Origin of the sequence: Flavobacterium sp. (genome assembly GCF_049240005.1) — a bacterium.
In the GTDB taxonomy this organism is placed as follows: domain Bacteria; phylum Bacteroidota; class Bacteroidia; order Flavobacteriales; family Flavobacteriaceae; genus Flavobacterium.
Map to the genome: position 1 here is coordinate 43,523 of NZ_JBMLTK010000025.1, position 22,326 is coordinate 65,848.

At 40.5% G+C, this 22,326-nt stretch carries 18 protein-coding genes; 12 read left to right on the forward strand and 6 right to left on the reverse strand.

What is annotated here, in order from left to right; translation table 11 throughout:
* Positions 1-2: 2 nt before the first annotated feature.
* Together ACOVQQ_RS02290 and ACOVQQ_RS02295 are read left to right on the forward strand one after the other, a co-directional pair.
* The gene (locus tag ACOVQQ_RS02290) at positions 3-647 is read left to right on the forward strand and encodes a metal-dependent transcriptional regulator (protein ID WP_421816757.1); all 645 of its coding nucleotides are present in this window, start codon (positions 3-5) and stop codon (positions 645-647) included.
* Between the two features lie 95 nt (positions 648-742).
* The gene (locus ACOVQQ_RS02295; protein WP_421816758.1) at positions 743-2,098 is read left to right on the forward strand and encodes a PQQ-dependent sugar dehydrogenase; all 1,356 of its coding nucleotides are present in this window, start codon (positions 743-745) and stop codon (positions 2,096-2,098) included.
* Between the two features lie 614 nt (positions 2,099-2,712).
* Here the strand turns inward: ACOVQQ_RS02295 and ACOVQQ_RS02300 are convergent.
* Genes ACOVQQ_RS02300 through ACOVQQ_RS02310 form a run of 3 tightly spaced genes read right to left on the reverse strand, consistent with a single transcriptional unit; the run spans position 2,713 to position 4,147 of the window.
* Entirely contained in the window at positions 2,713-3,333 is a 621-nt protein-coding gene (locus ACOVQQ_RS02300) for an FAD-dependent oxidoreductase (RefSeq protein WP_421816759.1), read from the reverse strand.
* Between the two features lie 2 nt (positions 3,334-3,335).
* Positions 3,336-3,536, reverse strand: coding sequence for a hypothetical protein (locus ACOVQQ_RS02305; RefSeq protein ID WP_394335692.1), 201 nt, complete (start codon positions 3,534-3,536; stop codon positions 3,336-3,338).
* A gap of 38 nt (positions 3,537-3,574) precedes the next feature.
* Positions 3,575-4,147 (reverse strand): MarC family protein, encoded by a 573-nt coding sequence (locus ACOVQQ_RS02310; protein WP_421816760.1) that lies wholly within the window; start codon positions 4,145-4,147, stop codon positions 3,575-3,577.
* A 318-nt stretch (positions 4,148-4,465) separates the two neighbouring features.
* Here ACOVQQ_RS02310 and ACOVQQ_RS02315 point away from each other — a divergent pair, with 318 nt between their 5' ends.
* From ACOVQQ_RS02315 to ACOVQQ_RS02325, 3 genes are all read left to right on the forward strand, one after another.
* Positions 4,466-5,035 carry a DUF3109 family protein gene (locus tag ACOVQQ_RS02315; RefSeq protein ID WP_421816761.1) on the forward strand — a complete coding sequence of 190 codons (570 nt, stop codon included), beginning with the start codon at positions 4,466-4,468 and terminating at the stop codon, positions 5,033-5,035.
* A gap of 273 nt (positions 5,036-5,308) precedes the next feature.
* The gene (locus ACOVQQ_RS02320; protein WP_421816762.1) at positions 5,309-6,277 is read left to right on the forward strand and encodes a ribonucleotide-diphosphate reductase subunit beta; all 969 of its coding nucleotides are present in this window, start codon (positions 5,309-5,311) and stop codon (positions 6,275-6,277) included.
* Positions 6,278-6,363: 86 nt separating this feature from the next.
* Positions 6,364-8,772 (forward strand): ribonucleoside-diphosphate reductase subunit alpha, encoded by a 2,409-nt coding sequence (locus tag ACOVQQ_RS02325; RefSeq protein ID WP_421816763.1) that lies wholly within the window; start codon positions 6,364-6,366, stop codon positions 8,770-8,772.
* Between the two features lie 66 nt (positions 8,773-8,838).
* Here ACOVQQ_RS02325 and ACOVQQ_RS02330 read toward each other — a convergent pair whose 3' ends face one another.
* Positions 8,839-9,501 (reverse strand): DNA-binding response regulator, encoded by a 663-nt coding sequence (locus ACOVQQ_RS02330; protein WP_421816764.1) that lies wholly within the window; start codon positions 9,499-9,501, stop codon positions 8,839-8,841.
* On the reverse strand, positions 9,476-11,587 hold the full coding sequence (locus ACOVQQ_RS02335) for a histidine kinase (protein WP_421816765.1): 2,112 nt from the start codon (positions 11,585-11,587) through the stop codon (positions 9,476-9,478). Before ACOVQQ_RS02335 ends, ACOVQQ_RS02330 begins: the two co-directional genes overlap by 26 nt.
* Positions 11,588-11,674: 87 nt before the next feature.
* On the opposite strand from ACOVQQ_RS02335, the gene ACOVQQ_RS02340 reads away from it, so the two are divergent.
* The 5 genes from ACOVQQ_RS02340 to ACOVQQ_RS02360 all read left to right on the forward strand — a co-directional run bounded on the left by ACOVQQ_RS02340 (position 11,675) and on the right by ACOVQQ_RS02360 (position 16,059).
* A complete protein-coding gene (locus tag ACOVQQ_RS02340) occupies positions 11,675-12,400 on the forward strand; it encodes a metallophosphoesterase (protein WP_421816766.1) in 726 nt (241 codons plus the stop codon).
* Positions 12,400-13,116, forward strand: coding sequence for a LytR/AlgR family response regulator transcription factor (locus ACOVQQ_RS02345; RefSeq protein WP_421816767.1), 717 nt, complete (start codon positions 12,400-12,402; stop codon positions 13,114-13,116). The genes ACOVQQ_RS02340 and ACOVQQ_RS02345 overlap by 1 nt, the downstream gene beginning before the upstream one ends.
* A gap of 207 nt (positions 13,117-13,323) precedes the next feature.
* On the forward strand, positions 13,324-13,503 hold the full coding sequence (locus ACOVQQ_RS02350; RefSeq protein WP_421816768.1) for a hypothetical protein: 180 nt from the start codon (positions 13,324-13,326) through the stop codon (positions 13,501-13,503).
* A gap of 302 nt (positions 13,504-13,805) precedes the next feature.
* Positions 13,806-15,575 (forward strand): ATP-binding protein, encoded by a 1,770-nt coding sequence (locus ACOVQQ_RS02355; RefSeq protein ID WP_421816769.1) that lies wholly within the window; start codon positions 13,806-13,808, stop codon positions 15,573-15,575.
* Between the two features lie 13 nt (positions 15,576-15,588).
* Complete coding sequence (locus tag ACOVQQ_RS02360) at positions 15,589-16,059, forward strand: response regulator (RefSeq protein ID WP_298147080.1); 471 nt, start codon at positions 15,589-15,591, stop codon at positions 16,057-16,059.
* Here the strand turns inward: ACOVQQ_RS02360 and thiL are convergent.
* Positions 16,046-17,086: a thiamine-phosphate kinase gene (gene thiL / locus ACOVQQ_RS02365; protein WP_421816770.1), complete on the reverse strand. Its 1,041-nt coding sequence runs from the start codon at positions 17,084-17,086 to the stop codon at positions 16,046-16,048. The genes ACOVQQ_RS02360 and thiL overlap by 14 nt on opposite strands.
* A 691-nt stretch (positions 17,087-17,777) precedes the next feature.
* Here thiL and ACOVQQ_RS02370 point away from each other — a divergent pair.
* Both ACOVQQ_RS02370 and ACOVQQ_RS02375 read left to right on the forward strand, forming a co-directional pair.
* Positions 17,778-18,656 (forward strand): ABC transporter ATP-binding protein, encoded by an 879-nt coding sequence (locus ACOVQQ_RS02370; RefSeq protein WP_421816771.1) that lies wholly within the window; start codon positions 17,778-17,780, stop codon positions 18,654-18,656.
* Positions 18,653-22,285: a M1 family aminopeptidase gene (locus ACOVQQ_RS02375; protein WP_421816772.1), complete on the forward strand. Its 3,633-nt coding sequence runs from the start codon at positions 18,653-18,655 to the stop codon at positions 22,283-22,285. Before ACOVQQ_RS02370 ends, ACOVQQ_RS02375 begins: the two co-directional genes overlap by 4 nt.
* The last annotated feature ends 41 nt before the right edge of the window (positions 22,286-22,326 follow it).

A 22,326-nucleotide genomic window follows, 5' to 3' on the forward strand; every position in this document is an offset into this window, starting at 1 on the left:
GTATGACGCTATCCGAAGAAAACTATTTGAAAGTCATCTATCACCTCAGTGCCGATTTACAGGTGATTTCCACAAATGCAATCGCCGACAAAATGCAAACCAAAGCATCGTCGGCAACAGATATGATTAAAAAGCTGTCGGAAAAAGGACTTGTGGCTTACAAAAAATATCAGGGCGTAACTTTAAGCGAAACAGGAGTTCATGCTGCACGAATGATTGTAAGAAAACACCGTTTATGGGAAGTTTTCTTAGTCGATAAATTAGCCTTTGCCTGGGACGAAGTACACGAAATTGCCGAACAGCTCGAACACATCCAATCCGAAGAACTCATCAATAAACTAGACGATTTTCTCGGAAATCCGATTGTCGATCCACACGGCGATGCCATACCCGATCGAACCGGAAAAATGACGCTTACCAAACAACGCGTCTTAGCAGATCTACCCGAAGGCGATGGCGGACATTTAGTAGGCGTTAAAGATTCCTCTGCGGCATTTCTTCAATACCTCGACAAACAACAACTCACACTCGGAAGTCGCATTCAAGTTCTCGAAAAAGAAGCCTTCGACGAATCGATGGTGCTCGACGTAAACGGCAGTCAGAAATCCGTTTCTCAAAAAATCGCCCGACAATTACTGCTCGATTAATTAAAGATTTGCAAGCAAAATTTCTTAAAATTCTATCAAACTTTCTGAAATTGAGGCATTCAATTGTACCTTTACGCGCTAAAAAGAACAATTCTATGCGAAAACTTTACCTTCTTTTACTTGTATTTGCAACAACAATTCAAGCCCAAACCGTGAGCGTACAGCAGTTCGCAACGGGCTTAAACTCGATTGTTGATATTGCCAACTGCGGCGATGACCGTTTATTCGTCGTACAACAAAATGGTATTATCCGAGTATTAAACAGCAACGGAACAGCTATTTCGGGTAACTTTCTTAACATATCTTCATTAATCTCAACCGGTGGAGAACGTGGTTTACTCGGTATTGCTTTCCATCCAAATTATGCAACTAACGGCTACTTCTTCCTCAACTACACCAACACTTCGGGCGATACCGTTATTGCGCGCTACACCGTAAATCCGAATAACCCAAACCAAGCATTGTCAAACTCTGCCGAGATCGTACTCACTATCGACCAACCATTTAGTAATCACAACGGAGGTACCTTAAAATTTGGTCCAGACGGTATGTTGTACATTGGCATGGGCGATGGCGGTAGCGGCGGCGATCCGAGTAATTACGCCCAAAACATCAACTCGCTACTAGGTAAAATGCTGCGCATAAATGTAGACACACTTCCCTACACCATTCCGGCCGACAATCCGTTTGTAGGTGTTGCTGGCAGCGACGAAATTTATGCTACAGGTTTGCGAAACCCTTGGAAATTTTGCTTTGATTACGAAACCGGTAACTTATGGATTGCCGACGTTGGGCAGCAAAACATCGAAGAAATCAATAAAGAGTTGTACTCAGTTGGCGGTCTCAATTACGGCTGGCGGTGCTACGAAGGAAACAGTGCCTATAACACCAGTGGCTGCGTTGCGCAAAGTGCACTCACCTTTCCCGAGGCTGTATATCCATCTACAAACAACACCAACGAATGCTCAATTACGGGCGGCTACGTGTATCGCGGTACGCAGTATCCGAGTTTTGTAGGTTTGTATTTTTTCACCGACTATTGTTCGGGGCGCATTGGTACCATCGACGCAAACGGAACGCTTACTTGGCGAACAACAGGTAACGAAAACTACTACACTACTTTTGGCGAAGACCTCAATAAAAACCTCTACGTAGCAGGCGGCGGAGCCATTTTTAGAGTAATCGACAGCGCTTTGAGCATCGAAGAAAATAAAGCTATCGATGTTAAAGTACTTCCAAATCCGACCTCCGATTTTCTGCAAATCGATGCCAACGACCAAGCTTTTCCGGCACAGTTAAAAGTATTCGACTTGAATGGAAAGCTCCTTTTCGACGGTAGTTATCAAAAAAATCAGTTGGTTTCCGTATCGGGCTGGTCGGCAGGTTATTATGTGGCACAGCTTACTTTAACTAGCGGCCAAGAATCGACAGTGAAGTTTAGCAAGAAGTAAAAACATACTTCTTTTTATTTGGGCGCGCCGGCGAAACAATTCGTCGCTACGCCCAATTTATTTACCGCCGTCACGTGTTCCGCTATATCTTTTGGGCAAAACTGTGGTGGAAAAATCGTAACGCCCAAAAGGAAACCGCTGCACCCGTTCGCGCGGGAAAGCTACGCAAGGGAAAAAGCAAAAAAATGGAAAGAATCGGAAAAGAAAAAGTATAGAAACAAAGAATCGGTCTTCGACCCGCTCAGGTACCAACGACACGTGGGTTCGGATGGAAACATGATACGTAAAATGTTGAAAATCAAGAAGTTGTAATACTCAAATCTTGATACCAAAAAAATCTTTTCGCTCAGCCTTCGACAAGCTCAGGCTCCGACGATATGTGGTTCGGGCGGCAAAATGATACGTTAAGTGGTGAACGTCATGCAATCTAGCCTCTAGCTTCTATTCCGATAGCTATCGGAACTAGTTTCCCCTAAAACGATACGTTAATTAGTGAACGTCACGATTCCGATAGCTATCGGAACTAGCTTCTCGTCTCTAGCTTCTATAAAAAAGCCTCAACATTTGTTTGAAAACATAGCTTGTTCCGGCGCGTTACCTAATTAAACTAAAAATTAAATACTCTGAGGAACGCTGTCGTGTATTTGCGTAGGCTGATTGTCGTTCCAGATACTAGCAATATCGGTTGCTACTGAGGCACCACTACCGGCAGCAATGCTTAGCTGACTGCGGTGACCGGCTAAAGTTCCGGCTACATACAGCCCGTCTGCGACCCAATGATCTTGATTTTTAAGGGCAATTCTTCGCTTTTCGGCTTTGGCTTTCGGGTGCGGTATGATGTAATCTTCCAAACCCGCAATAACAAAAGCGGAGGCCGAACCAACAGCAACCACCAGTTGGCGAGCTTCAAAAATTTCATCGGCAGATTGGATTATAAAATACCCATCGGCAGACTTAGAAAGTGCCAATATCTTTTGATCGGCAATTTGCGTCACTTTTGGATATTGCGTTGAAAGGTGTTCGAGCGAGGAGCGCATCAATTCTTGCCCAGTTGTTCCCGGCGGAATTCCGTAGGCGTTGTTGTACAAGCCATTTTGCAAAGACGAGGCCTTTTGGTGCGTAAAAATGGCCACTTTTTTATCTTGTGCAAAGGGTTTTTCAAGAGCTGAACCGAGTACGAGTGCACAGGAAACACCAGCTACTCCACCGCCAATAATTGCTACGTCGTAAATCATTTCTATTCTTTTGATCTCTCTTCGATGTTTTTAGACATTCTAAAAATCACCAAAATTAAGACCGCGCATATGGAAGCAGCTATACCAATAATTCCGATAGCGCTGTCTCCCGAAAAGGGATTTTTCAAGTCAAGTAATGAAATATTAACTGCAATTAAGGCTACAGCTATTACAATCAAAACGTTGATAAAAACTTTCATCATTAATCAATTTCAGAGGGCGAAAATACCAAATCCATTTGTTACAGAAATAATCCTTTAACATTAGCGGCGAATAATTTAACAGCAATTGCAAGTAACACCACGCCAAAAGTTTTACGAACCACGCCTAAACCATTTTTTCCGAGTAAGCGCTCGATTTTGCTACTGGATTTCAGAACGATATAAACAACAACGATATTAAGTAAAATGGCAACGATAATATTAAGTGTTGCGTATTGCGCGCGCAATGAAAGTAAGGTTGTCATGGTTCCAGCGCCAGCAATCAGCGGGAACGCAATCGGAACAATGGATGCCGATGACGACTCTTCGTCGCGGTAAATACGGATTCCTAAAATCATTTCCAAAGCCAAGAAAAACAGCACAAAAGAACCGGCTACTGCAAAGGAATTCACGTCAATTCCTATGAAATTGAGCAACTCTTCTCCGACAAATAAAAAGGTAATCATAATCAAGCATGCCACAATCGACGCTTTTTCGGACTCGATATGCCCGTGTTTAGCCCGTAAGTCGACAATAACGGGTACTGTACCCACCACATCAATGACGGCGAAAAGTACCATTCCGACCGTTAAAATCTCTCTAATATCCAACATAGCCCTATTTTTTGTGCAAAGTTACGACGTATACAACTGTTAAAAATTAAGCATTTGTTAAAAAATAGACAGAAAAAAGTGCTTATGTGTGTAAAAAACAAAATCGAAAGGAAACAAAAGAGACAAATACTGCGATTTATTCATTTCTAGAAATTCGCAATAAGTTTCTTCGAAAGAATGATTCCGACATCTTAGAAAAGAAATTCAAACCAAACAGATTTTTTGCCGTAAGCTTGTTAAGCACTAGGTATGTACTACTTTTGCAAACGAAGAACGGGCAACAAATACTGAGAAAAGTTGCAGTGAAATAAAAATCTGATGTTCCAACTCGGAAAAACAATTGTTAGCGAACGCATTTTTGAAAAAGATTTTGTTTGCAACTTATCGGCATGCAAAGGCGCTTGCTGTGTTGATGGCGATGCAGGTGCGCCGTTATTGGAAGAAGAAGTTGAAATTTTGAAAAACGTCTATCCAAAAGTCAAAAATCTTTTGCGTCCGGAAGGAATTGCGGCAATTGAATCGTTGGGGACATCAACTCTGGGAACCGACGGAACTTTGGAGACTCCACTTATCGATGAAAAAGACTGCGCTTACGTGATTTTCGATGGGGAAACGGCGCTTTGTGGCATCGAACAAGCTTACAATCAAGGTTTAATTTCGTGGAAAAAACCCGTTTCTTGTCACCTCTACCCTATTCGTGTTAAAGATTTTTCTGAATTCTCGGCCGTAAACTACGACGAATGGGAAATTTGCGATCCGGCTTGCGAACTGGGTGCTGAATTAAAAGTTCCGGTATACAAATTTGTAAAAGAAGCCTTGATTCGCAGATTTGGCGAAAACTGGTATTTGGAGCTGGAAAAAATTGCCGAAGAATACTTGAAAAAATAAGTAATCAGCTTTTGCTTTGCTATTGAAAAAAGAGTCTGGATTTTCTGAATGCAACGGGTTGAAGTCAGATTTTTAAAACGCAACCACCTAACAAACAGATCGTTAATTTTTGCCAATTCCTCCCTTTCTGCGAAAGCCTCTTGTTAAAAACTACAGCTGTTTGTGGATAAGTTTGGCTTTTTTCAGACGCTGTAAATGACAATCTTTGTAACTCAACTTTTGAATCATTCAACTCAAAATTTTGCCCGAAAAAGGTATAGAAAGCTAAAAGATATGGAGCCTATTTTGCAAGAAAACAAGAATCGATTTGTTATTTTTCCAATCAAACACCACGATATTTGGGACTGGTACAAGAAAATGGAGGCAAGCTTTTGGACTGCCGAAGAAATTGATTTGTCTCAAGACCTCAACGATTGGAACAATAAACTGAACGAAGATGAGAAGTACTTTATTAAGCACATTCTCGCTTTTTTTGCTGCTTCCGACGGTATTGTGAATGAAAATTTAGCTGAGAATTTTGTGAATGAAGTTCAATATCCTGAGGCGAAATTTTTCTACGGATTTCAGATCATGATGGAGAACATTCACAGCGAAACGTATTCGTTATTGATTGATACCTATGTTAAAGATGAGTACGAGAAAAACCAGCTTTTCAATGCCATCGAGGTATTTCCCGCTATTCGCAAAAAAGCGCAGTGGGCTTTGCGCTGGATTAAATCAGACTCTTTTGCGGAGCGCCTAATTGCATTTGCTGCCGTGGAAGGTATTTTCTTTTCTGGCGCGTTCTGTTCTATTTACTGGCTCAAAAAACGCGGACTCATGCCGGGGCTTACTTTTTCAAACGAATTGATTTCTCGCGACGAAGGTGTTCACTGTAATTTTGCGGTTCACCTTCACAATCATCACTTAATTAACAAGGTTTCTAAATCTCGAATCAAGGAAATAATTGTTGAAGCATTAGATATCGAAAGAGAATTTGTTACTGAATCGTTGCCGGTTAGCTTAATTGGCATGAATGCAGGATTGATGACGCAATATTTGGAATTTGTTGCCGACCGTTTGCTCGTAGATTTAGGGTGCGAACGTGTTTACAACACTTCAAATCCGTTCGACTTTATGGATATGATTTCCCTACAAGGAAAAACCAATTTCTTCGAAAAGAAAGTGGCCGAGTATCAAAAAGCCGGGGTTATGTCGAAAGAAACCGAAACGCAAAAAATTTCATTCGACGCCGATTTTTAAAAACTGTTGCCTAAAAGCAACCACTCAATAGCTCAAACCAATACAAACCTAGGTCGGCAAAAACCGGCCTGAAAAACTGTTATCCTATGTATGTAATAAAGCGAGACGGTCATCGTGAACCGGTGATGTTCGATAAAATCACCGAAAGAATTAAAAAACTTTGTTACGGTTTAAACGAATTAGTTGATCCTGTTAAAGTTGCCATGCGCGTTATCGAAGGTTTGTACGATGGCGTAAGCACATCGGAACTCGATAATTTAGCTGCAGAAACTGCCGCATCAATGACGGTATCACATCCGGATTACGCACAACTTGCAGCTCGTGTAGCGATATCAAACCTTCATTCCAACACTAAAAAATCGTTCTCAGAAACCATGAACGAAATGTATCATTACGTAAATCCGCGCACGGGAAAACCGTCGCCGCTGATTGCTGATGATGTACACCGTGTGATCATGGAAAATGCAGAATTTCTGAATTCCCACGTAATTTATACCCGCGATTTTAACTACGACTACTTTGGTTTTAAAACTCTTGAGCGTTCGTACTTGCTAAAAATCAATGGAAAAATCGTTGAACGCCCGCAGCACATGCTCATGCGTGTTGCTGTTGGAATTCATCTCGACGACTTACAATCGGTGATTGAAACTTACGATTTGATGTCGAAGAAATTCTTCACACACGCAACGCCTACTTTATTCAACGCAGGAACACCAAAACCTCAAATGTCGTCTTGCTTTCTGTTAACAATGAAAGACGACAGTATTGATGGCATTTACGATACGCTGAAACAAACTGCTAAGATTTCTCAATCGGCAGGAGGAATTGGTTTATCTATTCACAATGTTCGCGCAACGGGGTCTTACATTCGAGGCACAAACGGTACCTCAAATGGAATTGTTCCGATGTTACGTGTTTTCAATGACACAGCGCGCTACGTAGATCAAGGCGGAGGGAAACGCAAAGGTAGTTTTGCAATTTATTTAGAGCCTTGGCATGCGGATGTGTTCGATTTCTTAGACTTAAAGAAAAATACAGGTAAAGAAGAAATGCGTGCGCGCGACTTATTTTTTGCGATGTGGACGCCCGACTTGTTTATGAAACGCGTGCAAGAAGACAGCACATGGACGTTAATGTGTCCGAACGAATGCCCAGGATTATACGACATATACGGCGAAGAGTTTGACGCCTTGTACACCAAATACGAAGCGGAAGGCAAAGGCCGCAAAACAATAAAAGCCCGTGAATTGTGGGAGAAAATCCTCGAGTCGCAGATAGAAACGGGCACACCTTACATGTTGTACAAGGACGCGGCCAATAGAAAGTCGAACCAGAAAAATCTTGGCACCATTCGTTCATCGAATTTGTGCACGGAAATCATGGAATACACTGCAGAAGACGAAATTGCGGTGTGTAATTTAGCTTCGATTTCCTTGCCGATGTTTGTTGAGAACGGTACTTTTAATCACGAATTGCTCTATAAAGTAACGAAGCGCGTAACGCGAAACCTCAACAAAGTAATTGATAGAAATTACTACCCGGTTCCGGAAGCAGAAAATTCAAACATGCGCCACCGACCTGTTGGTCTAGGAGTGCAAGGTTTGGCCGACGCTTTTATTTTATTGCGTTTGCCGTTTACCAGCGACGAGGCGAAGAAACTCAACCAAGAAATTTTCGAAACGCTCTATTTTGCCGCAGTAACAGCTTCTATGGAATTGGCGAAAGAAGAAGGTTCGTACGAAACGTTTGCGGGTTCTCCGATTTCTCAAGGTGAATTTCAGTACAATCTGTGGGGTCTTAAAGATACCGACTTATCGGGTCGCTGGGATTGGGAATCGCTGCGTAAGGAAGTTATTGAACATGGCGTGCGCAACTCCTTGTTAGTTGCACCAATGCCAACGGCGTCCACTTCGCAAATTCTTGGAAATAACGAAGCTTTTGAACCTTACACGTCGAATATATATACACGTCGCGTGTTGTCTGGCGAGTTTATTGTAGTTAACAAGCACTTGTTGGAAGATTTAGTAAAACGCGGTCTTTGGAACGAAGAATTAAAGCAAGAGATTATGCGTCACAACGGTTCAGTGCAGCACATCGATCGTATCCCTCAAGACTTAAAAGATCTCTATAAGACGGTTTGGGAAATGTCTATGAAAGACATAATTGATATGTCGAGACACCGCGGATATTTTATCGATCAGTCGCAATCCTTGAATTTATTTATGCAAGATGCTACGTATGCTAAATTAACGTCTATGCATTTTTACGCTTGGCAATCGGGCTTGAAAACGGGAATGTATTATTTACGTACCAAGGCGGCTGTAGATGCTATTAAATTTACGCTTAACAACGACAAAAAAGCAGAACCAATTGCTGTTACGGCAGAAATAGCTTCAGGAGGTGCAGCCGAAAGTATTGCAGCCGATGAATTTAAAGCAATGATTGAACGTGCTAGAAATGCCGAACCAGATGATTGCGAAATGTGCGGCAGCTAAAGTTTGATTTTCTATTCAAGTTTTTATAAAAAATCCCCGTTAGTAAGTGCTAACGGGGATTTTCATTTATACCAAACCTAGTCGTCTTGACTCAGCAACTAATTCCGGGTCGCCACCTTTTTTAATGCAGAGGTAATCGCGAATTTGCGCTTTGCGCTTTTCGATAGTCGATTGAGACACGTTCATGAGTTCGGCTAAGTTTTTAGTACGTATACCTTGGCTTAGATAAAAGATAATTCTTCGGTTGTAAAAGTCGAGCACGTGTTCTCTCTCAGCCATATCCTTCATGCATTCGATTGCTGTACGTGTAAAGAACTGCTTGTCTTGCATCATTTCGTGAACGGCTAAGGCGAGCGTTGTTGAGTTTACGTCGCTTTTAACTAACAAACCGTTGAGATCGTATTTTTTTGTTAGTTGAAACAAGATCAGATATTCGGTATGCGTCGTTAACACAGCTATTTTTGTTGAAATAGCTTTTTTCTGGATGATTTCGATGAGGTCGGTTCCGTCTTCAAGACCCAGATTAGGTGCGGCGGGCATTCGTTTATCTACAAAAACGATATCATAGTCGGAAATTCGTTTTTCATCATTTACAATTTTGTAAGCTGATGTCAAATCGTAGGCAGCATCAAAAGTCACTTCGTAACCATACGGATTGGATTGCAAAGCAACTTTACATCCTTCAACTTGCAGAGGATGATCGTCAATAAATAAAATCTTGATGTTCATGGTTGATTGTTGTTTGGTTTTGGTTAATAAATGCATCAGGTACCACCATTCTCAAATGAAAACCTTTACCCATTCCGGTATTGATCTCAAATGTAGCAGAAATTTCGTTACCCCGTACAAGGACATTTGATAAGCCTTTATTGGGTTTTGGAATTTTTGGAAAATCGAAGCCTTTGCCGTCGTCGCCATAAGAAAAAACAAATTTTTGGTCTTCGGTCGCTTCTAGTGAGAGTCGCACGCAGGAGGACTCAGCGTATTTTAAGGTATTGGTGAGCAGTTCTTGCACGATTCTGTAGGTATGCACTTTAACTAATGGGTTAAGTGCGTCGAGATTAACCTCATCGTCGATGTGCAGTTTGATGTTGAAATCAACATCTTCTGAAAATTCTTCAATAAATCGGTGCAACACTTTGGATATCTCTCCATACGCTTCCGATAATTCTCGGAATTGATCGGAGGTAGATCTTCTAATTTCGGAGTTGAGTACATCGAGACTTTTCACTTTCTTGACATATTTGGCTCGTTTATCTTCGGGAACTGAGGGACTAAATTTCAGTAACGCAAGTTTGAGACCCGTCATTTTTCCTAAAACATTATCATGGAGTTCCCGCGCGATTCTGCTTCGTTCAATAGTCACTCCTGAATGTACACCAATGTGCACGTGAGTTCCTTTGGGTCGGTTTTTTCGTGGGTCGAATTTGGGGAGGGGTAATTTTAAAACCCTGTACTTTACAAAAAATAAAATTTGATTTCTAAAAAATAATACAATTAAAAAAACTGTAAAAAGACCGCTATAAATCAAAATACGCCTTGACAATAAATTTGCCTCCTCTGCTTCTTTCTGATATCGATCTACTTCATACTCGAGCCGCGCAAACTTATCAAAGGAATTTTGTTGCTTTAAATAAATACTATCTTTTAAGGATAAAACTCTTTGATAATACTTGAGGTCTTCGTTTGGAAATAATTTTAGGAATTTTTGAAGATATTCTAATTCTAATCCTGCAGATGAGTATTTTCCTGACAATTCAATCGTGCTACAAAACAAATTTTTGACTTTTATAGTATTTCCTTTTATGTTATGTAAGTACATAGCATACACAAATTTTGCCCGTATTAAGGTATGGTAATCTCTAATTCTTTCTGAAATAACACAAATAGAGTCTAGTGACTTTAAGTCTTTTGCGTTCGGTGAAACGTGTGATTTGGCTAAAAAGTAGTTCGCTAAAATCATTTTAAATTGGATTTCCGAATCAGCTAAACTTAAATCAATATAGTCCTTCTTTACATCTTTTAGAAGATTATAAGCTTCAGTAAATCTACCTTGCGCATAGTGACTTATTGCATAGTTGTTTTTAGCTGTTAAGATCAATAGATCTTTCGAATAATCTGTTCTATCCCCTGCAGCCTTAATTGCATTTTTATAGTATTCTTCCGATAATTCATATCTGGACATGCTACTGTAAATATTAGCTAATCGCAAACTCAGTTGCGCTACCATAGGATCTCCCTCGTTTATAGATTTTTTTAAGAGATCAATTGTCTTTTTCTCCGCTAGTACATTCTGAGAAAAATACTCTAATATCGAAATTTCTTGATTTAAAATATCATATTCATAAGAGGTCTTTACTAAAAATCTTCTATATTGCTTAGCTTTTTCAAGATATTTGTAGGCAATGTCAGCTCTTCCTATCATTAAAAAATATTCACATTTATCTGAATACCATTTACCTAGAAAAGTTTCGTCTTTTGATCTTAACACTGCATCTTTTACATCGTTCAAAATAATGTTAAACGATCGCATGTCATTTTGATTACGAAAATAATTCGATATTTTCTTGTGTCGCCTTAAATTACAAGTATCGCTGTAGTTCAGTTTCTTTAATTCTTTACTCAGCTGCAAGGCTCTAATTTTATCTTTAGGATCACAGTCTATTAAACCGTCTAAAAAATTGTCGTAGCTTCTAGGTTGGCAATCCTCTATAGACAAAGCTTGATCTTTGTCTTCAGTAAAAAAGTAAACCCATGAAGCTGCAATTACTGTAACAATTACTAAAACGGCTATATAATGGTATAATCTTCTCATCTCAGCTCGAAATTACGCAACTGCCGAATTTCTCGATTACGGTTTTTCCGTAAATCTTCATATTTTTACAAAAATCATCAAAAATCATTGCAAACATTTGTCATAGGCGATATTCATGGCGCGTTAAGAGCGCTTGAAGAACTGCTACAAGAGCTAAATCTTCAGGAACAAGATACTTTGATTTTTTTGGGAGACTATGTTGATGGATATAGCGATTCGCCTGCCGTACTCGACTATTTGATTCAACTTGAACGCGAGCAAGCCTGTATTTTTCTTAGAGGAAACCACGACGAACTCCTATTAAACTGGCTCAATAAAGGTGCTGAAAATCCGCTCTGGTTGCAACACGGCGGATTGAGTACAGTACAAGCTTACCAAAATACAAATACAAGCACTAAACTGAGACACCGCGATTTCTTGGAGCGATTGAAGCCTTACTACCTTGTAAATAATAAATTATTTGTTCACGCCGGCTTTACTAATTTAAAAGGAGTACAGTACGAAATAGATTCGCGCCCCTTTTCATGGGATCGCACATTATGGGAGCTTGCTCTCAGTGTTGATTGTAACTTAGAAATCGACTCAAAAAGGTATCCAAAACGACTTAAATTGTACGATGAAATTTACATCGGCCATACTCCGGTTACTCAAATTGGCGCTAATAAACCAACCAACTTTGCCAATGTTTGGAATATAGACACTGGAGCTGGTTTTGGAAACTACCTGAGTGCACTTGAAATAAGCTCTAAAAAAATATACCAAAGTTCAAAAATTTCTGACCTTTATCCCTTAGAAACGGGAAGAACTGCCTAATGCGGATAAGCTATGTAATCATAGAGCGTGATGTTAAAACTGCTATTCGGATACACGATATCCTTGATGAGCAGGCCGACTTCCTATTTCTTGGCTCTTTTGTTGAGGCAGAAAAAGCGATTCCTACACTTTTAGAAAATAAGCCAGACATTATATTCTTGGGGTTGCCCGCCGCTTTGGATAGCAATCAGACGGAGTGGTTTCTGACAGCAGAACTACGACGCAACCAAATCCCGATTCCGAAAATTGTTGTGCTCAGTGAAACTCAAGAATTTGCCTATCAAGCAATTAAAGAGGGAGTTGTCGATTATCTATTAAAGCCCGTAGACACTACCGAGCTATTGAAATTCATTTCGAAACTACAGTTAAAGGTAGAATTTACTTCGAATACCCTCTTTCTGAAATCGTATGGCGATTACCGATTTATCAAAATAGCTGACTTATTATACGCTAAAGCTGATAACAACTCGACCGATTTATATCTTACAAGCGGCGAGAAGATTGCTGCTTTTAAAACTCTAAAACACTTCGAAAGAACCTTACCTCCTCAATTTGTCCGAATTCATAACAGCTATATAGTAAACGCACAGTACATCACCCGGATTCACATAGCAAACAACATTTGCTATTTAAAAGGAAGTAAACTACAACTACCTGTATCAAAATCCTATAAAAACAATCTCGACAGACTTGTTGAGATCATTTTGTCCTTGTAAAACGCAATAAAAAGGGCGAAAATCGTTAAAAATCGGGCTGAAAATGTTAAAATTTTAAATTGACCAATCAAAAGCTGTCGATTAGAAAATTTGTTTTCCTACTTACAACCTAAAGGTTGTAAAAGTTTTTGTAATTCTAATGCAGATGTACTTTTGGTACATAATAAAGCAAACAAAATTACAAAAATAACCCCAATTAAAGACATCATGAAAAAGTTAGCCATCTTAGTAGTAGTAGCAGTAGTTGCATTAGTAGGTTTAGTATCATATAACGGCAAGGCAAATGTAAGCGAGCCAAAAAATAACGGACAAATTTTGGCAGAGTTGAAGACTAAAACTGGAGGTGGCGAAGTTACAAACCCAACTGGGAAAAGAAAATTAGAATAAAATATACCAATTTGCATATCTTTAAACCGCTAGTAAGCGGTTTTTTTATGTCAAAATTTTTTATACAGCTAAGTGTCATTTTTTTATTAACAATTTACTCCTGTGAGAAATCGGATGTAACAAGCATTGAAGCAAATAAAGCTCTTAGACTAATTGAAGAAGCAGACCAAATCCCTGACACATCAAAAATACACAAAAAGTACTTGTTAAATGCTGACTCAATAATCAGACATTTACCAACTGATAGTTTATCCTTAAAACTTGAATTTAAGGTTGCTTCGAGATTTTATAATGCAAACTTGATGGAGGACTTTCGTAAATCCTCTGAAAGAGCATTAAAGAAAAGTATTGAATTAAATGATAGCTTAAATTTAGCTAAATCTTATCTTTTTATAGGAGATTACTATTCCAAATACCTAATAACAGATAAAGCCTACAGCTGCTATTTTAAAAGTGAACAAATATACAGAAATCTGAAAGATGCTGAAAATACAAGTACATTGTTGTTAAACAGAGCTGTTCTACATTTAAATGAAAGTGACTATGTTGGCGCCGAAAAAGCAACTATTAATGCTCTTAAGTTTCTTCGTGGGAGTAATAATTCGGAACTAAAATACAACGCTTATAACTTACTTGGCATCATCAATCATAACTTAGGAGAAACCGAGATATCGTTATCTTCACATAATTCAGCGCTAAATATCGCGGAAAAACAATTATCTGAAGTATCGCCTTTTCTTAAGTTTACATCGTTAAATAATATCGGATTTGTTCTCCAAAAAAACAAAAGAAATGCAGAAGCCAAGAATTTATTTTTAAAAATTCTGGCATTTCCCAATCTTGAAAATGATGCAAGAGAACTTTATTTGTCTGTAATATTCAACTTAGCGAACACTGATAGCGAACTTGGAGACTATATCAATAGTGAAAAATTATTACTTAAAAATCTTAACGAACACCAATCAACTGATGACAAATTAGGAATGTTATCTGCTTCACTAGCTCTAAGTGATGTCTACGATGTTAAAAAAAATCAGTTGCTTGCGAAAAAGTTCGCTTCCGATGCAATAAGACTTGCTAATTCAATCAAATCACCTCAATTTAAAGTTAAAGCCCTCAAACAACTCATCAAAGTCGATCGTGCCAACGCATCAAAACACGCAGAAGAATATATTAGAATAAACGACTCCCTTCAGGTTGCCGAGCGCCGAATTCGAAACAAACTTGCCCGTATCGCATACGAAACCGACGAACTTATCGTAGAAAAAAACAGCCTGATCGAACAACGAAAATCCATTATTTACATTACTCTGGCACTCTTAACCATTGGAGCTTTCGTGTTCATCATTCGGATACAAATGGCTAAAAACCGAGAACTTATTCTCATTCAACAACAACAAAAAGCCAACGAAGAAATTTACGAACTCATGCTCTCCCAACAAAGCAAAATGGAAGCCGTCCGACAAACTGAAAAACGAAACATCGCCCGGGAACTCCACGACGGCGTACTCGGAAAACTCTTCGGAACCCGACTCAATCTCGGACTACTAAACGAAAAAAATACCGAAAAAGCAGCAGAAGAACGCGTACAATTCATCGAAGAACTCAAGAAAATCGAACAAGAAATCCGCGAAATCTCGCACGACCTAAGCCAAGAAAAAGCGGCCGTCGTCAATAACTTCGTTCTCGTACTAAACGATTACTTCGAAAAACAAAAACTTATCGCAAGCGCAAGCATTACGCTCGATATTACCGATAACATCAAATGGCAAGAAATCGATAACCTGACTAAAATCAACCTCTACCGCATCGTACAAGAATGCTTGCAAAACATCAACAAACACGCACAAGCAACAGAAGCCTATTTCAATATCACTCAACTCGAAAACCAACTGCACCTAAAAGTAATTGATAACGGAATCGGGTTTAACGCCAACAAAGAAAAAAAAGGTATCGGACTCAAAAACATCGACCTTCGCGTAAAACAAAGTAAAGCCTCAATGGAAATTTATTCAGAAAAAAACAAAGGGACTACCTTTTTATTTAAATTTCCCTTAACTTCATACGCCTAAAACAAACCTACAAATGAAAAAACATATTCGTCTTTTTATGGTTGACGATCACCCTTTTATACTCAGTGCGTATAAAAATACCGTCGATCGTTTTCGCCCAGACGAATATTCCGTGGCCCACACCGAAGCCGCCGATGCCCGAGAAGCCTACCTCGCCATCAAAAACAACAGCAATTTCGACGTCGCTTTTCTCGATATCAGCATACCACCAAGCCCCGAACATCACGTATATTCCGGACTCGACCTCGCCAATATCCTCAAAGAAAAAATGCCTGCATGCAAAGTCGTTTTGCTAACCATGCACACCGAAAAAGTGCGCTTTCAAGAAGTAATCGATCAGGTGAATCCCGCCGGTCTCATCATTAAAAACGACCTCACCTTCGAAGAATTGCTCAACGCTTTCGAACAAATTCTGCAAAACAACAACTACTACAGCGAGAGCGTCATGAAAATTATTCAAGATAACGATACTACGAACCCGTAAACCCACGAGCAGTCAACGCTACCGTAGTTCCAGCACGTGTCATTAACTGCTTGCCTGAACCCGCCGGTGTTGTATGACCAATTACCGTCAAATTCGGGTTGCCTTTTATTTTATCAAAGTCGGTCAACGAAATCGTAAACAACAATTCGTAATCCTCACCTCCGTTTAAAGCAACAGTGGTCGAATCTATATTAAACTCCTCGCAGCACGAAATCAACTGCGGATCTAAAGGCAATTTCTCCTCATAAATTCGACAACCTAAATCGGCCGCCCGACACAAATGCAAGGCTTCCGAAACCAAACCGTCGGAAATATCTATCATAGCCGTAGGCTTTACCTCTAACTGCTCCAACAAAGTTTTAATATCGGTGCGCGCTTCCGGTTTTAACTGTCGCTCAATTAAATACGTGTACGGTGTTAAATCGGGCTGGTTGTTCGGGTTTGCTAAAAAAACTTGCTTTTCGCGTTCCAAAACTTGCAAGCCCATATATGCCGCACCAATATCGCCCGTAACTACCAGTAAATCCGTTTCTTTTGCTGTACTTCGCAAAACTACTTCCGACTCTTTTGCCTGCGCCACAGCCGTTACCGAAATAATTAAACCCGTAACCGAACTCGAAGTATCGCCTCCCACTAAATCAACGCCAAAACGCGCACAAGCCAACTGAACTCCGCTGTAAAACTCATCAATGGCCTCTAAAGTAAAGCGGTTGCTTACCGCTATCGAAATCAAAATTTGTTCGGGCTTTACGTTCATGGCGCATAAATCCGATATTCCTACCACCACCGTTTTGTAGCCCAAGTGTTTTAACGGCATAAAACTTAGGTCAAAATGCACACCTTCAATCAACAACTCTTTCGTTATCAGCGTGTTTTCTTCCGAACGTTGTAACACCGCGGCATCGTCGCCAATACCCAATTTCGAACTGCCATTTTTTAACGGAAATCCTTCCGAAATACGTGTTATCAATCCAAATTCGCCCAGCTGCGCCAACGGTGTTCGCGGCTGATTCTTATCTTCTAACATGCGCTAAAATTTTCAGCAAAGGTACACAAACCAACAGCGCTATTCGCCTTTTGCAAGTGCCGATTTCTGTTTTTTGGGCACATCCCGCCGCAACAATTTCGTGGAAATACAATAACGCGGCTGGTCGGGTTTTTCGCTGCAAGGCGCACCGTTCCAAAACCGTTTCGCCAAACTGCGGCACGGCTTCCGTTGGTCGCCGCACCGCAGCAGGCTGCACAGCTTTTGGCTCGGCACGGCTTTCCGCTGCAACCCCTTGTGCAAAAATGTGCACAGAAAAAAGTGCAAACGAGCGTTGGTAGCTGGGACAAATTTGTGTTTTAAAAAATTCGGATACGAGTAGCCGCTTTCAAATCTGCTAACTTCGGCAACAATCGTATTCCAAGCACGTTCGTTGGCACTAATTTTTCGCGTTAAGGATGGAAGCGGAAAGCCTTTTTTGTGGTGGCATTTAAGCCACAAAAAAAAACCGATAGCTATCGGGGGAACGAACAGCCTGACGGCGGCCGTACGGATTTTGCATTTGCGAAGCGTTGCGATTTTAGCCGCCGGAACGCCCAAAACAAAATAACGTTGGTGAAAACCAAAAAAGAATTCTAAATTTAGACCAACTAGTATTATTAAGCACAACTTTAAACAGTTGGGAACGTAACAACTCGACGCAAAGTTCGTCCAATTCAAAAAATCACAAAACATGACATTAACCATCAAAAACCTCACAAAAACATATCCCAATGGGGTGAAAGCACTCGACCATCTTGATCTTACCATCGGAACGGGCATGTTTGGCTTGCTCGGCCCAAATGGTGCCGGAAAATCATCGCTTATGCGAACAATTGCTACGCTGCAACATCCCGATGAAGGCGAAATCAGTTTTGGCGACATTAATGTTTTGCAAGACAAAATGAGCTTGCGCCGCGTTCTGGGTTATTTACCACAAGAATTTGGCGTGTATCCAAACATCTCTGCTAAAAATTTACTCGACTATTTTGCGCGCCTCAAAGGCGTTTCCCAAGCAAAAGAACGAGAAGATATTGTAACCGAAGTACTGCGCGTTACCAATTTGTATGAAGTGCGCAACAAAAGTGTTAGCGGTTATTCGGGCGGTATGAAACAACGTTTCGGAATTGCGCAATTGTTGCTTAATAAGCCGCGCCTGATTATCGTCGACGAGCCAACAGCAGGCCTCGATCCTGCCGAACGCAACCGCTTCTTAAACGTACTTCGCGAAATCGGAACCAACAATACTGTAATTTTTTCAACGCATATCGTCGACGATGTAAAGGAACTCTGTACCGACATGGCTATTCTTAACGGCGGGCGCATACTACAGCACAAAACACCAAAACAAGCAACGACCGACCTACAAGGCAAAATTTGGAATAAGAAAATTGAACGTGCAAAATTCGAAGAATACGATAAACAGTACCAGGTTTTGTCGTCTAGCTTTAACGAAGACAACGAATTTTTCATTCGAATCTACGCCGACGAAAATCCAAGCAACGGATTTGAAAACGCGAAAGCACAACTCGAAGACGTGTATTTCACTGCTCTTAAAAACGACAAAGCATGATGTTTAAAACTATTTATACGTTCGAACTCAAACGCTTCTTTCGCAGCTTTGAAGTTTATGTGTACAGCGCCATATTCTTTCTGTTCGCCTTTTTCTTAATGGCCGATTCGTTAGGGTATTTCGATGCGCTTAGCAACACTACTACCAGCAACCAATTTGCTAATTCCCCTTTGGCAATCAATAGTGCTATAAACGGACTGTCAACGTTTATTTACTTTTTACTGCCGGGAATTATCGGCACCGTTATTTACCGCGATTACCGCTACAACGTACATCCCGTTATGTACAGCTACCCGTTTGAAAAACCGGCATATTTCTTCGGAAAGTTCTTATCGGGCTTTACTATCTGCGTAATCATTACATTATTTATTGGTTTAGGAGCTTACTTAGCTACGGTTCTTCCTTTTGCCAACGCCGATTTACTCGGGCCGCAACGCTTCGATGCGTATTGGCAAGCTTACTTGTATTTTGTGCTTCCCAACATGTTTTTTTACGGAGTTATCGTATTTGTTGTTGTAACCATTACACGCAATGCTTCGGTCGGATTTCTAACGGTACTTATTTTAATTATTGGTCAGAGTGTGGTACAATCCTATGCCAGCGAAGCCGAAAACCGAGCTATTGCCGCTTATCTGGATCCGTTTGGTTACGAAGCACTTTCGTATTACACACAGTATTGGACCGTCTATGAAAGAAACAACCTTGCACTTCCTTTCGAAGGATACATCCTCTACAATCGTTTGCTTTGGTTGGGAATAAGTTTGGTTATTCTTGGCATAATTTACCGCGCTTTTTCGTTCTCCCAAAACGGCATTACGCTTTTCAAATCTAAAAAGAGTGAGCGTTTCACCAAAGAGAATTTTAGTGCGATTTTACGCGTAAACTTACCCGAAGTTACGCTCGATTTTTCAGCAAAAACCACATTGAACAACATCCTGCACTTTACCGGATTCGAGCTGCGTTACATCTTAAAAAACTGGTTGTTTATCGTGATCTTCTGCGTAGCCGTTTTGTTTCTATTCTTGGTGTTCTTTACTCTAGGCGTTATTTTCGGTACCAAAACGTTGCCATTAACCTCAACTTTATTGTCGGGCGCAAACGTTGTTAATTTATTTATCAACGCATTAACGTTTTTATTCGCTGGCTTGTTGATTCACCGAGGTGCCCTTTCCCGCATGAATTTATTGGTTGACAGTACTCCAACGTCGAACTTTGCCTTGGTTGCTCCAAAATTCTTGGCCTTAATTCTGATGCAAGCCGCTGTATTATTTGCTGTAATTATTGCAGGTGTTGGCTATCAAGCCATAAACGGCTTCACCGATTTCGAACTAGATAAGTACTTCTTTCACTTGTATGGCATTGTTTGGATAAACCAAATCATCTGGGCTTGTTTAGCGCTATTTGTTCAAAGTTGGGTTCGAAACTACTTGATCGGGTTCTTTATCTTACTCGCAACTTCGATCGTACTTACTTTTCTGCCGAGTATGGGTGTCGAACAAATCATTTTCCTCTTCAACGAAGATCCTGGCTACGCATACTCCAATCTCGATGGCTACGGAGCCACCTTACCTCCCTACTTTTTATATAAAGTTTACTGGCTACTGCTCGGCAGCGTTTTGCTGCTTATCGGATTTGGTTTGTACCGCCGCGGTATATCTTCAAATGCAAAAGAGCGTCTGCAAAACTTTAAACGAACGTTTACCAAACCGATTGCCGTTGCTTGTTCGTTATTCCTTTTCGGATTTGTTGGCCTAGGAGGTAAAATATACTATGAAAACAACATCCGAGAGAAGCGAAAAACAGCCCTCGAATTCGAAAAAGAAGCAGTATTATGGGAAAAAAAGTACAAGAAATACGAAAACACCCAACAACCCCGCATCGTTGAAGTGAATGTAAACTTGGAAATTTATCCAGAAACTCGCGATTTCGTTGCGAAAGGGAAATATTACCTGAAAAATAAATCGGGTCAGCCTATCGATACACTTATAATTAACTATCAAAAGGGAACCACGTACACTTCCGCGGAAAAATGGCAGAAAATTTCTATCGATACCGTACTGAATTTCGATATTCTGAAACTGGAAAAAGCACTAGCTCCAGGCGATTCACTGCTGTTTGAATTTACGATGAAAAACAAGCCGAATACCATTTTTAATTCCGACTCTCCGATTTTGTACAACGGAACGTTCATCAACAACGGTATGTTCCCAAGTTTTGGCTACAACGACGGTGGCGAAATCACTGACAACGATCTGCGTAAAAAATACAACTTGCCGCCGAAAGACCGCATGCCTTCACCCTACGATATGAAAGCACGGCAAAATACCTACATTTCATCGGATAGCGACTGGATTCGATTCCAAGCAACGATAGGTACCGCCGGCGACCAAATTGCCATTGCACCCGGTTACCTTCAAAAGCAATGGAAAGAAAAAGGACGCAACTACTTCCATTACAAAATGGATCAAAAAATGCTAAACTTCTATGCGTTTAATTCCGGCAGATACGAAGTGCTTCGCGACAAATGGAAGAACGTAAACATCGAAATTTACTATCACAAAGACCATACGTACAATCTAGATCGCATGGTAAAAGGGATTAAAAAGGCGCTCGATTATTACTCCGCGAATTTTTCTCCTTATCAACACAAACAAGTACGTATCATCGAATTTCCTGAAACTTCGGGCGGCTTTGCACAATCGTTTGCGAACACCATTCCGTTTTCCGAAGGCCTAGGCTTTGTTGCCGATGTAGATGATACCGACGAAAATGCGGTAGATTATCCGTTTGCCATCACGGCTCACGAGGTTGCGCACCAATGGTGGGCACATCAGGTAATTGGTGCCAATGTGCAAGGTGCAACGGTGCTTTCTGAATCGCTTTCAGAATACAGTTCGCTAAAAGTTCTCGAACACCAATACGGTAAAGGACAAATGCGTAAATTCCTAAAAGAAGCCCTTGACAGCTATTTGCAAGGACGCGCGTTTGAATCTAAAAAGGAACAACCGCTCATGTTCAATGAAAACCAACAATACATTCATTACAACAAAGGCTCGTTAGTCCTTTATGCTTTAAGCGATTACATCGGCGAAGCAAAATTTAATGCCGCACTTAAAAGCTTCATACAAAAGAAAGCGTATCAAGAAGCGCCCTACACCACAGCCGTTGAGTTTGTAGAAGAAATCGATTCCATTACACCCGATTCGTTGAAATATCTAATCAACGATATGTTCCGAGAAATTACAACGTATTCGAACAGTTTGGAAAACGCAAAAGTTGAAGACTTGAAAAATGGCAAATACCGCGTTACTATTAACTTCTCGGTAACTAAGCAATATGCCGATGGGAACGGTAAAGAGCGTTTTACCAACAAAGCCGGCAAGAGTATTACAGGTACAGTTAGAGGCAAGAAAGTAACTTCGGCACCTCTCGCTGATTACATCGAACTCGGAATTTTCGGAAAGGATAAAACACAGAAAGAAAAGGCGTTATACTTGAAAAAAGTAAAGGTCGATAAAATTTCAAATACCGTGTCGATTATCGTCAATGAAAAACCAACAGAGGTGGGTATCGATCCGTCCAACAAACTCATCGATGTAAATTCAACCGACAACCGAAAAGGTTTGTAGAATAAAATCTCAGAAACTAAAAAACCGCCTCAACATTGAGG

Excerpts from the sequence above, each read along its gene's own strand:
- ACOVQQ_RS02290 (WP_421816757.1), top strand. The coding sequence starts at position 3 with ATGACGCTATCCGAAGAAAACTATTTGAAAGTCATCTATCACCTCAGT.
- ACOVQQ_RS02295 (WP_421816758.1), top strand. The coding sequence starts at position 743 with ATGCGAAAACTTTACCTTCTTTTACTTGTATTTGCAACAACAATTCAA.
- ACOVQQ_RS02300 (WP_421816759.1), bottom strand. The coding sequence starts at position 3,333 with ATGATTTACGACGTAGCAATTATTGGCGGTGGAGTAGCTGGTGTTTCC.
- ACOVQQ_RS02305 (WP_394335692.1), bottom strand. The coding sequence starts at position 3,536 with ATGATGAAAGTTTTTATCAACGTTTTGATTGTAATAGCTGTAGCCTTA.
- ACOVQQ_RS02310 (WP_421816760.1), bottom strand. The coding sequence starts at position 4,147 with ATGTTGGATATTAGAGAGATTTTAACGGTCGGAATGGTACTTTTCGCC.
- ACOVQQ_RS02315 (WP_421816761.1), top strand. The coding sequence starts at position 4,466 with ATGTTCCAACTCGGAAAAACAATTGTTAGCGAACGCATTTTTGAAAAA.
- ACOVQQ_RS02320 (WP_421816762.1), top strand. The coding sequence starts at position 5,309 with ATGGAGCCTATTTTGCAAGAAAACAAGAATCGATTTGTTATTTTTCCA.
- ACOVQQ_RS02325 (WP_421816763.1), top strand. The coding sequence starts at position 6,364 with ATGTATGTAATAAAGCGAGACGGTCATCGTGAACCGGTGATGTTCGAT.
- ACOVQQ_RS02330 (WP_421816764.1), bottom strand. The coding sequence starts at position 9,501 with ATGAACATCAAGATTTTATTTATTGACGATCATCCTCTGCAAGTTGAA.
- ACOVQQ_RS02335 (WP_421816765.1), bottom strand. The coding sequence starts at position 11,587 with ATGAGAAGATTATACCATTATATAGCCGTTTTAGTAATTGTTACAGTA.
- ACOVQQ_RS02345 (WP_421816767.1), top strand. The coding sequence starts at position 12,400 with ATGCGGATAAGCTATGTAATCATAGAGCGTGATGTTAAAACTGCTATT.
- ACOVQQ_RS02350 (WP_421816768.1), top strand. The coding sequence starts at position 13,324 with ATGAAAAAGTTAGCCATCTTAGTAGTAGTAGCAGTAGTTGCATTAGTA.
- ACOVQQ_RS02355 (WP_421816769.1), top strand. The coding sequence starts at position 13,806 with ATGGAGGACTTTCGTAAATCCTCTGAAAGAGCATTAAAGAAAAGTATT.
- ACOVQQ_RS02360 (WP_298147080.1), top strand. The coding sequence starts at position 15,589 with ATGAAAAAACATATTCGTCTTTTTATGGTTGACGATCACCCTTTTATA.
- thiL (WP_421816770.1), bottom strand. The coding sequence starts at position 17,086 with ATGTTAGAAGATAAGAATCAGCCGCGAACACCGTTGGCGCAGCTGGGC.
- ACOVQQ_RS02370 (WP_421816771.1), top strand. The coding sequence starts at position 17,778 with ATGACATTAACCATCAAAAACCTCACAAAAACATATCCCAATGGGGTG.
- ACOVQQ_RS02375 (WP_421816772.1), top strand. The coding sequence starts at position 18,653 with ATGATGTTTAAAACTATTTATACGTTCGAACTCAAACGCTTCTTTCGC.